At 68.0% G+C, this 20,992-nt stretch carries 17 protein-coding genes; 6 read left to right on the top strand and 11 right to left on the bottom strand.

The window, feature by feature from the left end:
• The first annotated feature begins 91 nt into the window (after positions 1–91).
• Positions 92–1,579 carry an alpha/beta hydrolase gene (locus AB0F51_RS25050; protein WP_360283893.1) on the top strand — a complete coding sequence of 496 codons (1,488 nt, stop codon included), beginning with the start codon at positions 92–94 and terminating at the stop codon, positions 1,577–1,579.
• Between the two features lie 18 nt (positions 1,580–1,597).
• On the opposite strand, the gene AB0F51_RS25055 is transcribed toward AB0F51_RS25050, so the two are convergent.
• The 3 genes from AB0F51_RS25055 to AB0F51_RS25065 form a co-directional block, all read right to left on the bottom strand.
• Positions 1,598–2,392, bottom strand: a complete 795-nt coding sequence (locus tag AB0F51_RS25055) for a hypothetical protein (protein ID WP_360283895.1) — start codon at positions 2,390–2,392, stop codon at positions 1,598–1,600.
• 126 nt (positions 2,393–2,518) lie between these two features.
• Positions 2,519–4,267: an ABC transporter ATP-binding protein gene (locus AB0F51_RS25060; RefSeq protein ID WP_360283897.1), complete on the bottom strand. Its 1,749-nt coding sequence runs from the start codon at positions 4,265–4,267 to the stop codon at positions 2,519–2,521.
• Positions 4,264–6,051, bottom strand: coding sequence for an ABC transporter ATP-binding protein (locus AB0F51_RS25065; protein ID WP_360283899.1), 1,788 nt, complete (start codon positions 6,049–6,051; stop codon positions 4,264–4,266). The genes AB0F51_RS25060 and AB0F51_RS25065 overlap by 4 nt, the downstream gene beginning before the upstream one ends.
• Before the next feature lie 105 nt (positions 6,052–6,156).
• On the opposite strand from AB0F51_RS25065, the gene AB0F51_RS25070 reads away from it, so the two are divergent.
• Positions 6,157–6,849, top strand: a complete 693-nt coding sequence (locus AB0F51_RS25070) for a TetR family transcriptional regulator (protein WP_360283901.1) — start codon at positions 6,157–6,159, stop codon at positions 6,847–6,849.
• A gap of 141 nt (positions 6,850–6,990) precedes the next feature.
• Here AB0F51_RS25070 and AB0F51_RS25075 read toward each other — a convergent pair whose 3' ends face one another.
• The gene (locus AB0F51_RS25075; RefSeq protein ID WP_360283903.1) at positions 6,991–7,818 is read right to left on the bottom strand and encodes an SAM-dependent methyltransferase; all 828 of its coding nucleotides are present in this window, start codon (positions 7,816–7,818) and stop codon (positions 6,991–6,993) included.
• Positions 7,819–8,177: 359 nt separating this feature from the next.
• Between AB0F51_RS25075 and AB0F51_RS25080 the strand changes: the two genes are divergently transcribed.
• Positions 8,178–8,411 (top strand): DUF397 domain-containing protein, encoded by a 234-nt coding sequence (locus AB0F51_RS25080; RefSeq protein WP_344211191.1) that lies wholly within the window; start codon positions 8,178–8,180, stop codon positions 8,409–8,411.
• A gap of 243 nt (positions 8,412–8,654) precedes the next feature.
• On the opposite strand, the gene AB0F51_RS25085 is transcribed toward AB0F51_RS25080, so the two are convergent.
• Positions 8,655–8,840 (bottom strand): hypothetical protein, encoded by a 186-nt coding sequence (locus AB0F51_RS25085; RefSeq protein WP_112249279.1) that lies wholly within the window; start codon positions 8,838–8,840, stop codon positions 8,655–8,657.
• A gap of 26 nt (positions 8,841–8,866) precedes the next feature.
• On the bottom strand, positions 8,867–9,055 hold the full coding sequence (locus tag AB0F51_RS25090) for a hypothetical protein (RefSeq protein ID WP_360283908.1): 189 nt from the start codon (positions 9,053–9,055) through the stop codon (positions 8,867–8,869).
• 466 nt (positions 9,056–9,521) lie between these two features.
• Between AB0F51_RS25090 and AB0F51_RS25095 the strand changes: the two genes are divergently transcribed.
• Positions 9,522–10,394 (top strand): helix-turn-helix transcriptional regulator, encoded by an 873-nt coding sequence (locus tag AB0F51_RS25095; RefSeq protein WP_360283910.1) that lies wholly within the window; start codon positions 9,522–9,524, stop codon positions 10,392–10,394.
• Between the two features lie 8 nt (positions 10,395–10,402).
• On the opposite strand, the gene AB0F51_RS25100 is transcribed toward AB0F51_RS25095, so the two are convergent.
• Positions 10,403–11,029, bottom strand: a complete 627-nt coding sequence (locus AB0F51_RS25100) for a DUF2461 domain-containing protein (RefSeq protein ID WP_360283911.1) — start codon at positions 11,027–11,029, stop codon at positions 10,403–10,405.
• A 36-nt stretch (positions 11,030–11,065) separates the two neighbouring features.
• Between AB0F51_RS25100 and AB0F51_RS25105 the strand changes: the two genes are divergently transcribed.
• Together AB0F51_RS25105 and AB0F51_RS25110 are read left to right on the top strand one after the other, a co-directional pair.
• Positions 11,066–12,010 carry an NAD-dependent epimerase/dehydratase family protein gene (locus tag AB0F51_RS25105; RefSeq protein ID WP_360283913.1) on the top strand — a complete coding sequence of 315 codons (945 nt, stop codon included), beginning with the start codon at positions 11,066–11,068 and terminating at the stop codon, positions 12,008–12,010.
• Positions 12,011–12,095: 85 nt separating this feature from the next.
• Positions 12,096–13,043 (top strand): zinc-binding dehydrogenase, encoded by a 948-nt coding sequence (locus AB0F51_RS25110; protein ID WP_360283915.1) that lies wholly within the window; start codon positions 12,096–12,098, stop codon positions 13,041–13,043.
• A 22-nt stretch (positions 13,044–13,065) separates the two neighbouring features.
• Here the strand turns inward: AB0F51_RS25110 and AB0F51_RS25115 are convergent, their stop codons facing one another.
• The 4 genes from AB0F51_RS25115 to AB0F51_RS25130 form a co-directional block, all read right to left on the bottom strand.
• Positions 13,066–14,220 (bottom strand): epoxide hydrolase family protein, encoded by a 1,155-nt coding sequence (locus AB0F51_RS25115; RefSeq protein WP_360283917.1) that lies wholly within the window; start codon positions 14,218–14,220, stop codon positions 13,066–13,068.
• 40 nt (positions 14,221–14,260) lie between these two features.
• Complete coding sequence (locus tag AB0F51_RS25120; RefSeq protein WP_360283919.1) at positions 14,261–14,557, bottom strand: hypothetical protein; 297 nt, start codon at positions 14,555–14,557, stop codon at positions 14,261–14,263.
• A gap of 279 nt (positions 14,558–14,836) precedes the next feature.
• On the bottom strand, positions 14,837–17,683 hold the full coding sequence (locus AB0F51_RS25125; protein WP_360283921.1) for a TIM-barrel domain-containing protein: 2,847 nt from the start codon (positions 17,681–17,683) through the stop codon (positions 14,837–14,839).
• Positions 17,680–20,991 carry a TIM-barrel domain-containing protein gene (locus AB0F51_RS25130; RefSeq protein WP_360283923.1) on the bottom strand — a complete coding sequence of 1,104 codons (3,312 nt, stop codon included), beginning with the start codon at positions 20,989–20,991 and terminating at the stop codon, positions 17,680–17,682. The genes AB0F51_RS25125 and AB0F51_RS25130 overlap by 4 nt, the downstream gene beginning before the upstream one ends.
• Position 20,992 lies beyond the last annotated feature (1 nt).

Genomic DNA, 20,992 nt, shown 5'->3' on the forward strand with positions numbered 1-20,992 from the left:
GCGCCTGCGCCACCCGGGGACGGGTGCTCGGGTGAGTGTGCCGGGGCGGCTTCCTTTCTAGCGTCGGGGGTATGTCCAGGGAGGAGATTTCATGAAGCGGATTTTGGGTGCCGGGCTCGGGCTGCTGCTGGCCGGTGGCGTGATGCCGGTGGCGGCGGCCGCGGAACCACAGGCGGTCAGTGGGATTCAGTGGCACGGCTGCCAGAACGGCTCGGAGGACGAGGAAGGAGCCGAGCTCGACCGGGCAGGCGCCCAGTGCGGGGAGTTGGCGGTGCCGCTGGACTACCGGCGGCCGGGCGGGCCGAAGATCCAGATCGCGATGTCGCGGTTGAAGGCGACTGGGGACCGGATCGGGACGATGGTCCTGAACGACGGTGGGCCTGGTGGGCCGGGGCTCGGGATGCCGGTGCGACTGCGGGCGGCGATGCAGGAGACGGGGACGCGGTACGACCTGATCGGGATGGACCCGCGGTTCGTCGGCCGCAGTACGCCGCTGGACTGCAAGTGGCCCGTCGGCAACGGGGTCTGGGCCGCAGGGGCGAGTCGCGCCAGCTTCGAGCGGGGCGTGCGGCTGCAGGCGGAGCTCGCCAAGCGGTGCGCCGACAACCAGGGCGCGCTGCTGCCGTACGTGACGACGCGGAACACTGCGCGGGACATCGACCAGATTCGGGCCGCACTCGGTGAGGAGAAGATCTCGTACCTGGGCTACTCGTACGGGACGTATCTGGGATCGGTCTATCTGCAGATGTTCCCGGACCGGCTCGACCGCGTCGTACTGGACGGTCCGATCGATCCCGATCAGCACGGTCCGGGACTGCTGCGAACGGTAGGACCGGCGAACGAGGCGGCGCTGCGGGCCTGGGCCGGCTGGGCCGCGGCGCGGGACCGGACGTACCACCTCGGCCGGACCACCGAGCAGGTGATGGCCAAGGTGCAGCGGATCTATCGAGTCAGCAGTGAGCGGCCGCTGCGGGTGGGGCGGCATTCGCTGGACGACAACACGGTGCCGCTGCTGTTGCTGACCAGACTGTCGGACGACCGCGATCCAGCTCGGACAGCAGCCGCCGAGCTGATTCAGACGTTGCTGAAGGCAACCTATGGGCCCGTGCAGCCTAGTGAGGAGCTCGGGCAGATGCTGGACGTGTTGTTCGGCTCAGAGATGTCCGCCGGTGCGAGCGCGCAGATCGCCATCATCTGCGGCGACCGGGCCGCGTCCCGCAACCTGAACACCTACTGGCGAGACATCCAGCGGCACCGCAAGAGCGAGCCGTACTTCGCCGGGCTCACGCGCAATCTGCTCGCCTGTGCCTTCTGGCCGGGTGAACCGCTCGAGAAGCCGACGCGGGTCGGGAACGCAGTACCGGCTCTCATCGTCGCGGCCGACGGTGATCCGCGGACGACCTATCCGCAGGCGAAGGTGCTGCACGAGGCGCTGACCGGGTCGAAGCTGGTGACGCTGCGGAATGCCCGGACGCACGGTGTCTTCGGTGAGTACGGCAACAAGTGCGTCGATCGGCTCGTGATCGACTACCTCGGATCAGGGAGGCTTCCGTCGACCGACCGGACCTGCCACGCCTGAGAGTTTGAGCCGTCGCGGTCAGCGTTGGCCGCGGCGGCCTGGGCGGTGGGGACGGCGGCTCGGCGGGACCGCGGGGATGCGGCGGGCACGCGGGTTGCCGCGATCAGCGTGGCCGGTGCCCTCTGACCAAGCAGTCACCGGGCGGGCCTCGTCGAGGTCGATCACCTTCGGCAGCGGCGGGAGGTAGGACGGCGGAGTCAAGGCCGGCACCGGCTCGACCCGCCGGCCGGCCTCCGAGTCGTCCGGGTGGTCGTCCACCAGGACAGCGGTCTCGACCTGCGGCTCGTTGCGGACCGGCCTGGCGCGAGCGGCGGCTTCTTTGCTCACCTGCGGCTTCGGCCGGCTGACCGGCTCGGGCGGGCGGTACGTCTCCCGGGGCGGCAGCTTGGTCTTGAGCTCGATCCCGAGCGTGCGGATCAGCCTGCCGATCACCACCACCATCACGGCCACCGCGACCACCGTGCAGGCGGCGAACAGGACCGACTGGCCACCCGACTTCCAGTCCGAAGGCCCGGTCCGCCGCATCGCGGCGATCATCGCGACCACGACGACGTTGGTGATGCCGATGGCAACGGCTGCCGCGATCGTCCAGGCCAGCACGCGCCGTTCGAGGTCGACGTCATCGGCCGCCGCGACCAGCGCCGCGATCAGCCCGGCCAGCACCGGCACGGTGTAGACCATGGCCAGCGTCAGGCCCGGGCTGGCGACCAGGTAGAAGACGTCGAAGACGAGCGCAGTACCGGCCAACGCGGCCGCGAAGCAGATCACCACCGGCGGGTAGTACCGCACGATGGCCACCGCGTCGGCGGGCACCGTCCTGATCATCCGGAACGCAGAAACGTCAGTACTCCGTCACTAGGGACTGTCTTGCTGCTCATTGTGCCGGTACCCGGTGCCCACCGTCACAATCCGCAGCCGCGAGTTGGCGACTTTCGCCGGTCAACCGCCCGCCGGGACGTGCCAGCTGCGGGCGGCGAGCTGGGCCGCCCACATCCGGGCGTAGCGTCCGGTGCCGTCGGCAAGGAGTTCCTCGTGCCGGCCGAGCTGGCCGACCACACCGTCCTCGATCACCGCGATCTGGTCGGCGCCGACGATCGTGGACAGCCGATGGGCGATCACGACGACAGTTCGCCCCCGGACCAGGCGATCGATGGCTTCCTGGACGACCACTTCCGACTCCGTGTCGAGTGCCGACGTCGGCTCGTCCAGCAGCACGAGGGGAGCGTCCTTGAGGATGGCGCGGGCGATCGAGATCCGCTGCCGCTCCCCGCCGGACAGCGCCGAGCCGATCTCCCCGGTCCGGGTGTCGTAGCCGTTCGGCAACCGCTCGACGAAGGTGTGCACGTTCGCCGCCCGCGCGGCCTGCTCGATCTCGGCCTCGGTCGCACCGGGCCGGCCCATCGCGATGTTCGCCCGGATGGTGTCGTCGAACAGGTAGACATCCTGGAACACGACGGCGACGTGGCGCAGCAGCTCGGCCGGCTCGAGCGTCGCCAGGTCCACCCCGCCAAGGCGGACCACGCCGCCCTGCGGATCGGCGTACCGGGTGATGAGTTTGGTGATCGTCGTCTTGCCCGAACCCGACGGGCCGACCAGCGCGGTCAGGCTGCGCTCGGGCACAACCAGATCGAGTCCGCGCAGCAACGGCTCCTGGCCGTCGTAGCCGAACGTCACGTTCTCGAACGTCACCTCGTACGACGCGGGCGCCGCGCCACCCGGCCGGACCGGCATCGGCTCGACGGCGAGCAGGTCACTGACCCGGCTCAGTGCGGCCTCGGACATCTCGAACAGCTTCACCATCAGGGTTGCCAGCGCCAACGGTTCGGCGAAGCGGGCAGCGGCGACAATCACGGCCACCAGCAACGGCAGCGTCAGAGCAGCGTCGAGAACCAGCGCCGCCCCGACGACCACCAGAGCGACGATCGCCAGCCGCACGATCAACTGAACCACCGCGACCGGGAGGGACGCCGACCTGTTCGCGGTCGACTGGGCGCGCTGCTGATCGGTCAGCACCTCGACCAGGCGAGGCGAGTCCGCGCCGGCCTGACCCGTTGCCTTCAGCACCGGAAGTCCTTGCACGTACTCCACGATCCGGTTCGCCGTGGCCGCGTCGGCCTCGTCCACAGTCCGGAAGCCCTTGTTCGACAACCGCTGGATCTGCCCTATCAACGGGATCGCGGCAACGACCGCCACGGCGAGCACGGCTCCGAGCCGCCAGTCCACGACGAGGATGACCAGCCCGATCACCGCGGGCACGGTGACGATCTGGATGAACAGGGTCGACAGCAGGGAGATCGCTGTCGCCGCGGTGGTCGCGTTGTGGCCGACCACGGTCGCGAGATCACCGGCGGCTCTCCGGCCGAGCTCCTGCTGTGGCATCGAGCGCAACCGCTCCCCCAGGCCCAGCCGCGTGGCCCTGGTGACCAGCGGCCAGGTGTCGAACTGGAACGCCATTTCGCCGATCCGCAAGAAGCCTTCGAGCACCACCAGCATCGCGAGCACAGCCACCCAGGACCACGCTCGGCCGGTGGCGACGGGCTCCACGGCCAGCGCCGCGAGCAGCGGGATGAAGACCGCGTACGCCGCGGCCTGGGTCGCGGTCGCGGCCATCGAGTACCGCAGGGTCCGCCGGTACTCCGGTGCGTACGGGCCGGCCGCGGTCAGCATCAGATTCAGAACGCGCCTCATCGGACGATCTCCTCGATCCTCGAACCGGTCAGTCCCCACCGGGCGGCCTGCTCGTGCCGCGCCCACAGGTCGGCGTACCGGCCGCCGGCGGCGACCAGGTCGGCGTGACGGCCGCGTTCGGCGACTCGGCCGCCGTCGATCACGACAATCTGGTCGACGTCGACGACGGTGGACAGCCGGTGCGCGATGATCAGCACGGTCCGGCCCTGGGTGAGCCGCGCGATCGCGTTCTGGATCAGCGCCTCGTTCTCCGGGTCGGCGAACGCCGTCGCCTCGTCCAGGACCACGATCGGCGCCCCGGACAGGATGGCCCGGGCGATGGTGATCCGCTGCCGCTGACCGCCCGACAACCGGCCACCCCGCTCACCCACGTCGGTGGCATAGCCGTCGGGCAGTTCACCGACGATGAAGTCGTGCGCGGCGGCCGCCTCGGCAGCGGCGTACAGCTCGTCGTCGGTGGCGTCCGGCCTGGCCAGTCTGAGGTTGTCCGCGACCGTGCCCTGCACCAGGAACGGGTCCTGGAAGACCAGCGCCACGTTGCGTAGGAGCACTTCTGAGCTGATCTCCCGGACGTCGACACCACCGACGCGCACCGAGCCGTCGGTCACGTCGTAGAACCGCGGGATGAGCCGCGCGATCGTCGACTTGCCGGAACCGGACGGCCCGACCAGCGCGCAGACGCTGCCGGCCGGAATCTCCAGGTCGACCTCGGTCAGCACGTTGCGGCCCGGCTCGTACCCGAAGTTCACCCCGCTGAAGACGATCGACGCGTCGGCCGGCTCCTTCGGCTCGTCAGGTTCCGTCATCGGCGGCATCGCGAGCACTTCACTCACCCGGATCGCAGCGGCCTTGGAGTCGTTGACGTAGTTGACCAGATGCATCAGCGGCGAGACCGCCTCGATCGGCATCGCGCCGATCAGCAGCGCGACCATCAGCTCCGGCACCGAGACCCAGCCCGCGGCCAGCATCGGTACGCCGGCCGCCGCGACGAGCAGCAGCGTCGGCAGCGGCACGATGAACAGCTTCGTCACCAGACCCGCCGAGCGTGAGGTCGCCGACCACGCCGCGACCGCCTCGGTGAAGGCATCCACCCGGTCGGCGAAACGGCGGAACGAGACCCCGCCGTCGTCGAAGGTCCGGACCACTGGCATGCCCTGGACGAACTCGACCAGGGCGGCGTTCACCTGCTCGTTCGCCTCGTTGTACCGGTTGCGCTGTTCGCTGTAGTCCTTTGTCATCAAGGCCATCGCCAGCATCGCGATCGGTGCCATCAGCAAGACGACGAGCAGCAGTTTCCACTGGACCAGCCCGAGCGCGACCAGCGCCGCGATCGGCTGGGCCGCTCCCGAACCGACGAACGGCAACGCGTCCGCGACCACCGTGTGCAGCGCGCGAACATCGTCCTGGACGATCTTCCTGATCCGTCCCGAACCGAGCCGCTGGACCTCGCCGAGCGGGAGCCTGGCCAGGTGGTCGGCAAGCATCCGCCGCAGCACCACCTCGAACTCGAAACTCGCCTCGTGCGCGACGTGGTCAGCCGCGAGCCGCAGGACAAAACCGCCCACCAGTCCGGCCAGCGCACCGACCGACCACCACATCACCGGCGACAGGTCCCGCGAGCCGCTGATCAGCGATCCGACCCCGAAGGCGACACAGACGTAGCCGGCCACCCCACTGACGCTGCCCAGGACGGCGAGCCACAACGCACCACCCAAGCGTCGCCAGATCGCCGGCGCCAGCCGCACCACCCCCGCCACCTGCGCCAGCCCGCTCTGGTCAGCCATCCTGTCTCTCCCCACTTCGTTGTACGGCGTACAACGACCACTATAGATTATGAAAATCGTTCTCATCTAGTGCTCCCTGGCGGCCGGCGTGAAATCATGACGGCCATGGCGCCGAGCACTCCTGCGAAGTCGAAGGCTGCTGCGGGGATCACGGCGGACAAGGTCACGACGGCGGCCACCGAGCTGACCGCGCGATCCGGTCTCGACGGCTGGAGCGTGCGGGATCTCGCCGCGGCGCTGACCGTGTATCCGACGGTGATCTACCACCACGTCGGCGACCGCGAGGCCGTTCTGCACGCCGTCGTTGAACGGGTGGTCGCGCACATGCCCTGCCCGCCTGCGGATCTGCCCTGGCGCGAGTGGTTCACGGAGTTTCTCTGGGAAGGACGCGAGGTCCTGCGTCGGTACCCGGGGGTGGCGCGGCGGCTGTGCCTGGCCGGGCCGACGGTGCCGTCGGCGCTCCGGATCATTGATCGTGGCGTCGTGGTTTTGCAGCGGGCCGGTTTCGGCGACCAGGCGGTCGCGGTCTACACGTTCCTGGTCGGGACCGCCTTTTTGCATGTCCCACTGGAGGACGAACGCAGCGAGCGGGTCGACGAGCGCCTCGCGGCGCGCGACGTGTTCTTAGCCCATGGCCGGGGTGACGACGCGCCCGGCCTGGCGACGGTGGCGGCCCAGCTCGGCGGAGGTGGGCGGTCGCCGGAGGAACTCACCCGGACCGACGAGCTGCACTACCGGTCAATCCTGGAGCTCAGCCTCGACGGGGCTGCCGCCCGGTTGGCGCACCTGCGGGCGTAGTACTGGGGCTGCCGCCCCGTTGGCGCACCTGCGGGCGTAGTACTGGGGCTGCCACCCGTTGGTGCACCTGCGGGCGTAGTACCGGGGAAAGCGAAAGGCGCGCACCCCGTTGCGGGGGTGCGCGCCTTTGACTGCTGTGCGTCAGACCTTCTTGGCGATTCCTGCCATCAGGATGCGCTGGTAGGGCTGCAGGTCCTCGGCGTCCGGGACGTCGGCCTCCGGGTCCTCCGGGAACCAGCGGGCCAGGAAGTCCAGGCCGGGCGGAACCAGCGGCATGCCGAGGAAGTGCTGCTCGATCCGCTCAGGAGTGCGGATCCAGCCGTTGCCGAGGCTCTCCAGACCGGCCCGCTCCATCCCCTTCTGCAACTCCTCGCCGGTGTCGACGAAGTCGGTGAGGAACAGGTAGCTGCCCGGGACGAGCCGGTCCATGATGGTGCGGACCCACTCGTCCGGCTGCTCGTCGTCGTGGAAGTGCATGTGGAGGCCGACGACCATCAACGCGATCGGCCGGCTGAAGTCCAGGTGCGCCTGGATCTCCTTGTTCTCCAGGATGCTTTCCGGCTCGCGCAGGTCGGCGGTCACCACGATGGTGCTGTTGTTCGTCGCCAGCAGCGCGCGGCCGTGCGCGAGCACGATCGGGTCGTTGTCGACGTAGGCCACCTTGGCTTCGGGGTTGATCTCCTGGGCCGCCTGGTGGGTGTTCTTCTGCGTCGGCAGGCCGCTGCCGATGTCGAGGAACTGGTCGATCCCCGCCGTCCGGACCAGATACTGCACACCCTTGACGAGCGCTTCCCGGTTCTCGATCGCGCACCGGCCGGCGTCCGGAACGTACTTCAGGTAGGCCGCCGCACCCTCGCGGTCGGCGGCGAAGTTGTCCTTGCCACCGAGCAGTGCGTCGTAGACGCGGGCGATGGTCGGTTGGGTGGTGTCGAACTCCGGAGCGGGATCCGGGCTGTCGGGAGTCGCCATCGGCGCAGCCTTTGTGTCGTAGGGAATCGTTGCCGTCATCGTAGTGCAGTTGCATACCAGCGTCAGCCTGGTTCGGCCGTTTGCCGAGTGTTTCCGGACAGATTTAACGCAGCCCGGACACCTGCCCGGTCTTTCAACCAGCCAACGGGTTCCCGGGTTACGCCGAACGGCCGACGGAGTTCGGCCAGATGCCCGACAGGACGCCGAAAGCCGTCACGCAGGGCGATGGATCACGGTTACCCAACGGGCGTTTGAGCACGCTGCGTATTGGACCGGACACAGGGCTCTCCAACGTGTACGATGCAAATGCAAGCCCAAATGCACGTGCATATGCCTAAGACGTACGGAAGGTGCAGCTGATGACTGCTGTCTACAACGGCATGCCCGGCGACGCGATGAGCGAGTTGACCTGGCGGAAAAGTCAGCGGAGTGGCCCGAACGGCAACTGCGTAGAGGTAGCGAAGCTTCCTGGCGGCGGCGTGGCGATGCGGAACTCGCGTCACACGGACGGACCGGCGCTGGTCTTCACCAAGGCCGAGATCGAAGCATTCCTCGGTGGCGTACACGACGGCGAGTTCGACGACCTCGCCTGAACCACATCCACCAAAGCGAGAGGCCCCTTCACCAGGCGAGTGGTGAAGGGGCCTCTTACGTTGCGGCCGCCCCACAACTTCTTTGCGACCCGCCGGACCGCTGGATCACGGCGACCGGGGCTCGGTGGGAACGGCAAAGGCCGGCCTTCCGCTAGGAGGCCGGCCTTCTTTCAGTTCTGGCGCGCGGAGGGGCATCTCCGCGCGCCGTACCGCAGTACTACTGAACCGTCGGGGAGCAGAAGTTCACTGCACGGTGAGCGGCCAGAGCTGTTCGCTCGGGAGCTCGGAGGCGCCGGCTGTTGCCGCGCCGTCCACGGTGATCCGCAGACCCGTGAACTTGGGCGTCATCACCCGCTGGTAGCGCGAGGCCCGGTCGGGCTCCGCGACGTACTCGGCGATCAGGTGGTCGCCCAACCAGATCCGCACCATTTTCCGTCCTCCCGCTCGTTCGGTGGTCATCCCAGGCTCACGATCGGATCGCCGTCCAGCAGGCGTTCGCCGCGGAGCCAGCCTTCGAAGGCCCAGCGCTGCTGCTCGGGGCAGCGCGCCACCAGTTCCTGGATCTCCCGCTCGGTCAACTCGTCGGGCGCACGCTCGCCGGCAGGGCGGGCTGCGAACTCGACGGCATCTGCGTCGTCAGTCATCGACTCGGGTTCCCCAACCAGTCATGCCGGCCGCACTGCCCGGCGGATCTGTAGGACCGGCCTGCTGGATCACGCGACGTCACTATTCGCGAGATTCAGCTCACCTTCTGTGCATGAAGCAATCATGGCGGTCGCACGATACGAATGCAAGCGCCCGATGCACGTGCATTCGCACGTTTTCGACTTGTGACCATCCGCAGGCTCAAAACAGGCCCTCAGACCGCTCATTTGAGCGTGAAACCTGCCGATCCGGCTGACTGGGAAGCGATTGCCAGTACTGCGAAACGCCGGCCCGGGCGCCGCGCAGTACCGACGAGCCGTCACTGAGCGTGATCGCGGCTGGAATCGATGCCGCCTGGACCCGAGTCGTATGTAAGAACTTCGACAGTTCACGCCTGGACCGTGAGATGATTCCGTCGGGGTAGGCGGACTGCCGTTGAGATCGAGCTGGGCGTCGGAGGTGACGGTGACGGAGTCGGGCGCTCAGGGCGGACCGACCGCGCTGCGGATCATCCTCGGCGCGCATCTGCGGAGAATGCGCGAGGCGGCCGGGATCACCCGCTCCGACGCGGGCTACGAGATCCGCTCCTCGGAGTCCAAGGTCAGCCGGATGGAACTCGGCCGGGTCGGCTTCAAGGAACGGGACGTCGGCGACCTGCTGACGATGTACGGCCTCGACGATGAAGAAGAACGCGAGCGGCTGATGGCGCTGGCCCGCGACGCCAACAACCCCGGCTGGTGGCACCGCTTCGGCGACGTACTCCCCAGCTGGTTCCAGTCTTACCTCGGGCTCGAGGCCGCGGCCCAGCTGATCCGTACTTATGAGCTGCAGTTCGTTCCCGGTCTGCTGCAGACCCCGGAGTACGTCCGCGCCGTCGTCCAGCTCGGCCGCGGGCTGATCCCGGCCGAAGAGGTCGAACGCCGGGTCTCGCTGCGGGTCAACCGCCAGCAGGTCCTGCACCGGCCCGACCCGGTCCGCCTGTGGGCAGTCGTCGACGAGTCGGTACTACGCCGGCCCATCGGCGGGCTGAAGGCGATGCGGCTCCAGCTCGAGTACCTGATCGAGGCGTCGCACATGCCGAACGTGACGCTCCAGGTGATGCCGTTCGACTCCGGCGGCCACGCGGCGACCGGCGGCGCGTACAGCATCCTGCGTTTCCCCGAGCAGGACCTGCCGGACATCGTCTACATCGAGCACCTCACCAGCGCGCTCTACCTGGACAAGCTCGAGGACCTCGACCAGTACACCGCCACCATGGAAGCCCTCTGCGTCGCCGCTCCCCCACCCAGCAAGACCCGAGACCGCCTAGCGGCCATCCTCGAAGACTTCGCCGACTGATCACTCCGTCAAGCGTTGGCGGTGATCCAGTCGAGGAACGGTGTGGTTGCGCGCCAGGCGTCGCGGATCTCGTCGAGTAAGGCGGGGGTGTGGATGATGGGCTCGAAGCCGTAGGACTTGCCGAGGGTGATGGACTTGTGGCGGAGCAGGTCGATGCGAGGGTGGGTGGCGTCGTAGCCGCGGGGCGTGGTTTTGAGTTTGTCGCCACCTAGGGTCCAGCCCTCCGCTTGCAGGTCGGCCAGCAGCTTGGCCAGCTCGTTGCCTCGGCGTTCGTCGTCGATGGCGGTCCGGATGCGGGCAAGCCGGTCGGAAGGCGCCTCGTAGAAACCCGCGCCGACGCGCACGCCGGGTGCCGCCACCTGGACGTAGTAGCCGGTCGACGGGCCGACCGCGACGAAGGCGCCCTGCGCTGTCTTGTACGGCGTCTTGTCCTTCGCGAACCGGACGTCCCGGTACGGCCGGAAGATCTTGGCCGGCCCGAACTCCTCCTCCAGCCCGGCCAGCAACGCGACCATCGGCGCCCGGACGGACTCCTCGTAGATGTGCTTGTTCGCCGTCCAGAAGGTCTTGCTGTTGTCCATCTCGAGATCGTCGTAGAAGTCCAGCGCCGCCGCCGGGAAACCGGTGAAACTCATGCCGCCACGATAGTTCGCCCACCTAAGGTGGATCGCATGCGGATAGCGGTCATCGGAGGCACAGGTCATATCGGCAGCTACCTGGTTCCCGAGCTCGTGCAGGCGGGGCATCAGGTCGTCGTGCTCAGCCGCGGCGAGCGTACGGCGTACCGGGCGGGCTCGGCCTGGCAGCGGGTCGAGCTGATCCAAGTCGATCGCGAGGCGGAGGACGCCGCGGGGACCTTCGGGGAGCGGGTGCGCGCGCTCGAGGCGGACGTGGTGATCGACCTGATCTGTTTCACCGAGGAGAGCGCGCGGCAGCTCGGTGAGGCGCTTCGCGGTCAGGTGCGGCATCTGCTGCACTGCGGGACGATCTGGGTGCACGGGCCGAGCGCGCTCGTGCCGACGCCGGAAGAGGCGGTGACGGTGCCGTTCGGTGAGTACGGGATCGCCAAGGCCGCGATCGAACGCTACCTGCTCGGCCGCGACGGGTTGCCGGCCACTGTCATCCGCCCCGGGCACATCAGCGGGCCGGGCTGGGCGCCGGTCAACCCGGCCGGGCACCTTGACCTCGGTGTGTTCGAGACGCTGGCCAAGGGCGGCGAACTGGTCCTGCCGAATCTCGGGATGGAGACCGTCCAGCACGTTCACGCGGCTGACGTCGCCGGCGTCTTCCTCGCCGCGCTGGCCAATCGGTCGGTCGCGGTCGGCGAGAGCTTCCACGCGGTCGCGGCCGGTGCGATGACGTTGCGCGGGTACGCCGAGGGGGTGGCCAGGTGGTTCGGGCAGGAGCCGCGGCTGGCGTTCCTGCCGTGGGAGGAGTGGCGCAAGACCGTCTCCGAACGCGACGCCCAGATCACCTGGGACCACATCGCCCACAGCCCCCACTGCTCGATGGAGAAGGCCGCCAGGCTGCTGGGTTTCCGTCCCTCGTACTCCGCCCTCGGCGCGACCCTGGACGCCCTCGGCTGGCTCGTCGGCAACAACAAGCTGTCGATCTAGCCGCGTTGCAACAACGTGCAACGGCGGTTGTGGGGGGCGGTTCCGGGCTTACGTTGGAAGCCCACCGAGAGGACGGAACCGGTTCATGCGCGCGATCCAGGTCAGCCGGTTCGGCGGGCCCGAGGTGCTGGTGCCTGCTGAGGTGCCGGCGCCGGTCGCCGGGCCGGGTCAGCTGCTGATCGAGGTCGACGCCGCCGGAGTGAACTATGCCGACACCCATCGCACCGACGGCACCAGCACGACCGCTGTCGAGCTGCCGTTCATCCCCGGCTCCGAGGTCATCGGCCGGACCAGGGACGGCCGCCGCGTCCTGGCCCACACCTTCAAGGGCGGTGGGTACGCCGAACTCGCCGTGGTGGCCGCCGACGACGCGGTCGACGTCCCAGGCCGGGTCGGCGACGCCGAGGCGCTCGCTCTGCTCGTCCAAGGACTCACTGCCTGGCACCTGTTGCGCAGCAGCGCTCGCTTGTCACGCGGTGAATCTGTCGTGGTGAACGCCGCCGCCGGTGGTGTAGGCAGCCTGGCACTGCAGCTCGCGAGGCTCTTCGGCGCCGGCCGGGTGATCGCTGTCGCGTCGACGGAGGAGAAGCGGAAGCTCGCCGTATCGCTCGGTGCGGACATCGCCGTGGCCAGCGACCCGGACGGGTACACCGCCAGAGTCGTTGCCGCCAACAACAATCGGCCGGTGGACGTGGTGCTCGAGTCGACCGGTGGCGCGACCTTCGGCGCGGCGCTCGGCGCCCTGGCCGGATTCGGGCGGCTGGTCACCTATGGCAACGCCGCACACCAGGGTCGCCCGCTCGTCGACCCGGCGGTGCTGGCCGAACGCAACCTCGCGGTGGCGGGCTTCTGGCTCCAGCCCGCGCTCGAGGCGCCCGGTGCCTTTCGCGAACCGCTCGCCGAGTTGTTCGATCTGGTTGCCACCGGCAAGCTCGAGCCGGTGGTCGCGGAGTACCCGCTCACCGAGGCCGGCCGTGCCCACGAGGAGCTCCGGGCCCGCCGTACGACGGGCAAGCTCGTCCTCCGGCCCTGAAGCCAGTTGACCAGGCGAAGGGTCAGCCTGCCAGTTCGCGGAAGAAGGCGCGGATGTCGGCCGCCAGCAGGTCGGGGTGTTCGAGGGCGGCGAAGTGACCGCCGTGGGGGAAGTGGGTCCAGCGGACCAGGTTGTTCGTACGTTCCGCGATGTGCCGCAGCGGGATGAAGTTCTCCTGGGCGAAGTCCGCGAGCGCGGTCGGTGTGGACGACGGTTCGATCGGCCGGCCGTAGTACGGGGCGTGGGCCCGCTCGTAGTAGATGCGCGCGGACGAGCCCGCGGTGCCGGTCAGCCAGTAGAGCGTCACGTTGGTGAGCAGGTGGTCGCGGTCGATCGGCCCGTCCGACCACTCCTCGAACTTCTCCGCGATCCAGGCCAGCTGCCCGACCGGCGAATCGGTCAACGCGTAGGCCAGCGTCTGCGGGCGGGTCGCCTGCAGCTCGGCATAACCCTGGCTGTCCTTCGTCCACGCCTGGAACCGTCGCCACGACGCCCAGGTGCGCTCACGTTCGGCGGCAGTCAGCTCGGCCAACTCCTCCTCGGTCGGCTCACTGGTGGCACCGGCCCCTGGGATGAGGTTGAGGTGCACGCCGATGACCCGGTCCGGATGGATGCGGCCGAGCTCACGCGAGATCCACGAACCCCAGTCACCACCCTGTACGCCGTACCGGTCGTAGCCGAGGCGTTGCATGAGTTCGGCGAAGGCCCGCGCGACTCGCTTGCCCTCCCACCCCGTTTCCCGGGTCGGGCCCGAGAGCGTGAAACCGGGGATGCTCGGGATCACCAGGTGGAAGGCGTCGGCCGGCTCGCCGCCGTACCGGCGTGGGTCGGTCAGCGGACCGGCGATCTGCTCGAACTCGACGATCGAGCCGGGCCAGCCATGCGTGATGAGCAGCGGGGTCGCGTCGGGCTCCGGCGATCGCACGTGCGCGAAGTGCACCCGAGCGCCGTCGATCGTGGTGGTGAACTGCTCCCACTCGTTGAGCCGCGCCTCGGCCGCACGCCAGTCGTACTCATGGCGCCAGTACTGCGTGAGGTCCTGCAGATAGGCCAGCGGTACGCCGTACGCCCACCCGACTCCGGGCAGCTCGTCAGGCCAGCGGGTCAGGTCGAGCCTGGCCCACAGGTCGTCCAGCTCAGCCTGCGGAACGTCCAGCCGGAACGGTTCGATGCTCATGGCAGCACCCTCCGGTACGGCGTACTGGACTGCACCCGGCTCAGGCGGCGACGCGGTCGCGGAGCACCTTGACGGCGAGCGCGGCGGCCAGGCACAGCGCACCGGCGACCAGAACGAGCGTGACGATGGTGCCCGAATTGTTCAGCCGGCCGTCGCAGGCCATCGGCGTGATTCCGGCGGCCGGCTGGAACACCGACCCGCAATTGACCCCGGTCGCCGACACCGACCGGAAGCCGAGTCCTACCCCGCCGAGCAGCAGAGCCACTCCGGCGATGATCAGGATCTTGTTGGCCGCGGTCATACCCGCACCGACGCCGACGTGAGTTCCCGCGGGCATGCCGACGGCACGACCCGACTGCCCCGTTGCACTTCGCTCACTCCTGACTTCGACCGACACCTCTCCGAACTTACGGTTCCTTGAACGCCGAACCACCTCCAGAAGGGCGTCAGGAGCGAATCTTCACGCAGTCCTTACTCAGGACATACCCGCACGTGACGATGGTCGCAGAGCGCGCGACAGCCGGTGACACTGGCATCACAGTGCCAGGAACTGGACGACCGTCCAGAAACCGGAACGCGCTCTCCGGATACCGGAGAGCGCGTCGCGGCGAGGGGTTCAGAAGGTGCCGGCCGTGCTCCCTCCCGAGCCACTCGCGGGGGTCGTGAAGGACACGTTCGGATCCGGACCCCACTGGTCGGCGGTCGCCGGATAGTTCACTTCCTGGCGTTTGATGCACTTCCATTCAACGGTCGTGCTGGGCGGCAGGTTACTGATGGTTCCGGTCCAGATCGGATAATTCGTCGGCGCCAGCTTCACCGCGCTCGCCACCGACCAGGCGCCGAGCTGCGGCGCGCTGCCGACGACGTACACCGACTGCCCGGTCGTCGTGGTGCCGTTGGCGCAGCTGAACGTCTTCGAGACGACCGCCTGGCCGAGGGTGAAGACGAACGACTTGGCGGTACTGGTCGCCAGCGAGGCCGACTTGGCCACGACGAGGTTGCCGCCGGCGTTGTACCAGCCACTGGCCGCCGCGTCGAAGGCCGCCTTGTTCGCGTACTGCGTCAGCGCGGTGCCGTTGAGCGTGACCCCCGACGCTTGCGTGTCGGCGACCAGCTCGACCACGTTCTGCCGCGACGTGGGTGCTCCGGTGTAGGTACCCGACGACGCCGCGATGCCGACGGTCGCCGTACTGCCCGACCGCTGCTGGGTCAGGTTGGTGGTCCGCTTCGCACCCGTCTGGTAGCCGACAGTCGAGCCGTCGTCCTCGGCGAGTGTGAACGACGAGGCGGTGGTGTCGGCGTACACGCGCGCCACCAGCTCGTTGCGCGTCGTACCGTCGGCGCGCTTGCCGACCACGTTCATCGTCTGGTCGTCGACGTGCATCTTCGGGATGATCGCGCCGGCCCGGGCGTAGGCAGGCAACTGGAACTTGCCGTTCCGCCACAGCGGTACGTCGGTCAGCGTCTGGCCGGTGCTGACCGTCTTGGTGTTGGTGTAGTAGTCGAACCAGGTGCCGGCCGGCAGGTAGACGTCCCGCTTGCGCTGGTTCGCCCCGGCCGCGACGCCGACCAGGAGGTCCTTGCCGATCAGCTTCTCGTGGCCGACCTCGCGGACGTTCGGATCGTTCTGGTACTGGTAGACCAGCGGCGGGATCAGCGGTTCGCCGGTGGTGTGGGCCCGGTGCGCGAGCGAGTAGTAGTACGGCGTGAGCTCGTACCGCTGACGCAGGTTGGCCAGGTTGCTCGGGACATCCCCGATCGAGTCGGGTGAGGTCTCCGCGCAGTTGCAGAGGTTCTCGGTGTGCGGCCGGATCGGGACGTCGAACCAGGACGAGTTCGCGAACCACTGGGTGTAGAGCTCGTTCAGGTCGCTGTTCAGCATCTCCCGCCGGAAGCCGCCGATGTCCGAGCCGAAGTAGTCGATCCCCGACATGGACATGTGCATCTGGACGTTCTGCTGGGCAGCGAGGGCGGGCAGCTTGGAGCCGATGTCGCCGGACCACATCGCCGTACCGGTGCGCTGGATGCCACCGGCCGCGGACCGGGCGAGCATGAACGGGCGCTGCTGGACGGCGTTGTCCGTGTAGCCCTTCGCGATCCCGCGAGCCCATTCCAGGTTGTAGAGGTTGTGGTAGTCGGAATGGGCGTGCTTGCCGGGGAGCAGTCCGGCGGTCCAGTCGTTGGCGTCGTACATCTCGGGCTCGCCGAGATCGAGCCAGTGGCCCATGACGCCGTCGGTGATCAGCGGCTGGCGCTGGGTGTTGTGCCACTGCGCGCTCGCGGCCGGCTGGGTCCAGTCGAGCATGCCGCCGCGACCCCACCAGTCGTTCCCGGTCAGGTACGCCGGGCTGCAACTCGAGCAGCCCGCACGGATGAGATAACCCGCTGAGGCCATGCTCGAGTGCTCCGGGAGGTTCTTGCCGACGTACGACTCCTCGATCGTCATCACCCCGACGCCGTTGGTGTTCTTGTACTGCGCCAGCTTGGTGGCCGGGTTCGGGAAGTTGACCGGATCCCACTCGAGCGTGCCCATCCGGGTGTTGTCGGAGCCGGCCGTGACGCCACCGAACCAGTTGACGTCGAGCATCACGCCGTCGGTCGGGAACTTGTTCGCCCGCAGGCCGTTGAGGGTGGTGTCGATCTCACCCCAGTTGTCGTAGCCGTACTCCGACATCCACAACCCGAAGGCCTTCTTCGGCGGCACCGGCGGGCGGCCGGTCAGTTCGAGGTAGTCCTTGCGCAGGTCGGGCAGGTCGGGACCGCTCATCACGTACCACCGGAGCTGGTCGCCGAAGGTGTCCATCGTCCAGGGATCGCCGGTGAGGTCCCACTGCTGCTTGTAGACCTGGTCGACGAACATCCCGTAGTTGGTGGTGTTGGCACCGACCGCGAACAGCACCGGGATCTGCGCGTTGCCGACCGGGCCGTTGTCCGTGTCGTAGAGCATCGCGTTGCCGTAGGCACCACCGGTGCGCTGGCGCCCGACCCAGTCGCCGTCGGCGCTTCCACCCATGAAGAACTGCTCACCGAGCCCGTAGGCATTCTGCATCGACGACTTGGTGAAGCTCAGCCCTTTCCAAGCCTGGCTGAGATTTCGCGGACAGGTGGTGTTGAGCAACAACTGCGGCGTCCGCGTGGTGTCGTAGGCGGTCGCGCACAGAGTGGACGTGTTGACATCCACCTTGATCCCCGGCGTCGTCAGCACTCCACCCACCTGGTTGAGGCTGGTCGGCCCGGGATAGTCGGTCTTGGCGATCTGCGTGGTGGTGAAGATCGGCGAACCGGTGCCAGGTCCGCTACCCGCACCCATCTCGAAGTGCACCAGATCGTTGTCGAGAAACTCCACCACCAGGTAGTTGCCCCCGGCAGTGAACTGCACCCGCTGCACCGCCGCATTGGCCGTTGCGGTAGGCAACACAACCAGCAGTGGAAGAAGGAGCAGGAATGCTGCGAGACGTTTCATGGGCGCACCACCGAGATGTTGTCCAGGTTGATGCCGCCGGTGCCGTAGAGGACTTTCACCACGCGTTTTCCTGCGGTCAGGTTGGTGGTCAGGGTGGCTGTTGCCCAGGTGTCCCAGTTGCCTGTGGTTGGGAGGTTGATGGTGCCGACGCTGACGCCATCCACCTGGATCGTCCGGGTTGCCGCGGTGGCGGCTCCGTTGGAGTAGCGGAGTTTGATGACGTGGCTGCCGGTGACGCTCGCGTTGGTGTCGACCTGGACCGCGTCGCCGGCCGTCTCGAACCCGTCGACGAAGCCGGTCCCGGTAAAGCCCGCGTGGTCCGTGTTCGTCGTCGTACCGGTGTTGCTGCCGAACTCGGCCTCATAGGCCGCCTTGTCGACACCGTTCAGTACTACGCTCCGCGTCGCCGCGCCGGCCGCGGTCTTGACCATCGTCAACTGCTGGACCGGATCCCAGTACCAACCGTCCGTTGCTGCCTGCAACGCAGCCAGCGTGGCGTGCGCGGTCATCGCGACTCCGCCGTTCGTCACCGACGTCGGCTTGCTCGACGCCACCTGGAGCGTGCTCTTGGTGGCGAGCGGGGGCACGCTCACGGTGACCTGGTGCCCGGCGAAGTTCTCGGTCGACGTGATCGTGCGGGTCAGGTTCGCCGAGTCCTCGAAGTACCCGTAGCTCGTCGTACCGGACGGGTAGATGCGGAAGGCAAGGTTCGTGTAGGTGTCGACGCTGTTGCCGATGTTCCCGCCGAGTTCGTAGTTCGCGTTCAGGTTGAGCGGGACGATCGCACCGGCCTTCGCGTAGACCGGGATGGTGCTCGTGTCGGCGTTGTAGACCTTGGTGCCGGCACCCTGTGCGCGTCCACCGTTCCAGAAGTCGTACCACTCGCCGGCCGGCAGGTAGACATTCTTGCTGGTCGCGCCCTGCGTGGTGATCGGCGCCACCAGCAACTGCCGTCCGAACATGTACTGCTGGTCCTGCGCGGCGGCCGTCGCGTCGTTCGGGAACGCGACGCTCATCGCCTGCATCATCGGCAGCCCGGTGGTGGATGCATTCTTGGCTTCCGTGTACAGGTACGGGATCAGGTTCATCCGGGTGTTGGCGAACTTGCGGAACTTCGGGATCACCGTGGTGTCACCCGAGCGGGCCTGCACGTTCCACGGCGTACGGGCCTCCGAGACGCCGGGGTTCGACTTCTCCGAGTGGTACTGCATGATCGGCGAGAAGGTCGCCTGCGCGGCCGAGCGGAGGTAGAGCTCGCTGCTCGGGAAGGTTCCGGTGAAGCCCGCCATGTCCCACGACCAGAACGGGATGCCGGACTGACCGGCGCTCTGGCCGGCCCGGACGGCCTGCTGGAACGCATCGAAGGTCGACGCCTGGTCACCCGCCCAGAAGATCGAGTTCGCCTGCGCGCCCGACGTACCGCCGCGGCTGAACAGCACGCCCTGGGTGCCCTTCTTGGTCTCGACGAAGTCCTTGTAGGCGCGGGTGTACTCGTTCGGGTAGGCGTTGTGCAGCTCGTCGCCCTTGCGGCCGCTGCCACTGGTCACGTTGCGGCCGAAGACCGCCTCACTGCCGTCGGTCTTGAAGCCGTCGATGCCGACGTCGTCGAACAGGTAGGACCGCTTGCTCATCCACCAGTTGGTGGCGGCGGCCTTGGTGAAGTCCGGCACGGTGCTGTTGCCGAACCACTGCCCCGACGGGATCCGGTAGGGGCCACCGGCACCGTCACCGAGAACGTAGCCCTGGGCAACGGCGTAGTCGCGGTCGTTGATGTGTTGCTGCGGCGCGGTCGGTGGGTTCGTGTCGAAGTCCTGTTTCAGCACCGGGATCTGCCACAGAACCATCTTGATGTTCTGGTTGTGCGCCGCGGTGACCATCGCCTTGGGATTGCTCCAGGCGGTGCCCGCGGGGAAGGTGAGATCGCTGTACGCGAGCGCCTGGCTGCCCGGCTTCGGCGTGTACGTCGCGCCGTGCCACAGGTAGAACGTTGCCTCGTCCGCCCACTGCTCGAGCACCATCGCGCTGTGCGGGATGTTGTTCGCGGTGACGTTCGCCAGCTCGGCGTTCACCTCGGCCTGGGTGTTCCACTCGTTCGCGGACATCCACAGCCCGAACGACCACTTCGGTGGCAGCTTCGGTCGCGCGGTGGCCGCGGTGTACTGGTCGAGCATCTCGGCGCGCGTACCGGTGAAGAAGTGGTAGTCGACGGTCGAGTTCAGCGCGCCACCGGTGTCGACGGTGAAGCCTGCCATGTCACTCAGGTGGGTGCCGAGGTTGAACACGGAGTACCGGGTGCTGGGCACGTAGATGCCGTAGCCGGCGGAGTTCGTGAAGAACGGGACGCTGAGGTAGGTCCGCGCGGTCGGGCCCTGGTCCTGGTACTGGTTGTAGACGTAGTTGTGGACGTCCTTGCCGCGCTGGTTCAGTGTGTCGTACCGCTCGCCGAGCCCTTCGAAGCGTTCGCCGGCCGGCGAGAGCCAGTGATCCTCGACCTTCGTCACCGTCGTGCTGCCGTCGCTGGCCCAGCCGGTGTTGCGGAACACGGCCGGGTCGTACTGCCGGGCGATCAGCGTCGTGCCGTCACCCTTGTAGACGGCCACCCGGTACGGCGACTTCTGGATCTTCACGACCACCTTCGGGGTGGCGAGCTGCAGTGTGGTCGGACTGTCGGTCACCGTGTACGGCGATGCGCCGCTGATGTTGAGTCCGCTCCCCGACGGGGCGACCTGGACGTGGAACCGGTCGGCCGCGGGGAACGCGAACCTGACCTTCGGGGTGAAGCTGCCCGCGGTGTCGCCGGTGGTCACGTCGACGCTCGTCCCGTTGTTGACAAATCCAGAGACGTTGCTGGTCCCGGAGTAGCTCGTCACCGCGAAGGAGAACGGGCCGGAGGTCTTCTGGTTGGCCCCGTCGACGTCCGCGTTCACCGTGTAGGTGATCTTGTCGCCGCGCGCGAACGTGCCGAGCGGGACCTTCCAGTACGTGTTGTTGCCGCTGTTGTAGTCGAAGGCGGCGCCGATGGGCGTCTGGTTGACGCCGTTCTTGGTCCAGGTGATCCAGACCGTCTGGCCCGGTGAGACCGGCCACGTGGTGGCCTTCACCTCGACGGCCTGGCCGGCCATCGGGTCGCGAGGTGCCCGCTCGGTCGGAGCGGTGTTGTAGAGCTCGTCGGCGCCGTGCGGCGCGTGGAAGACACCGGTCAGGGTGCCGGCGAAAGCGGGGGTCGGGGTGAACTGGAAGACGACCGCTGCGAGCACCAGGAGCGCAGCGACCCACCGCCTTCGCGGGGGCGTCAGGGCATACCTCATC

Origin of the sequence: Kribbella sp. NPDC023855, assembly GCF_040639475.1 — a bacterium.
Lineage (GTDB): Bacteria > Actinomycetota > Actinomycetes > Propionibacteriales > Kribbellaceae > Kribbella.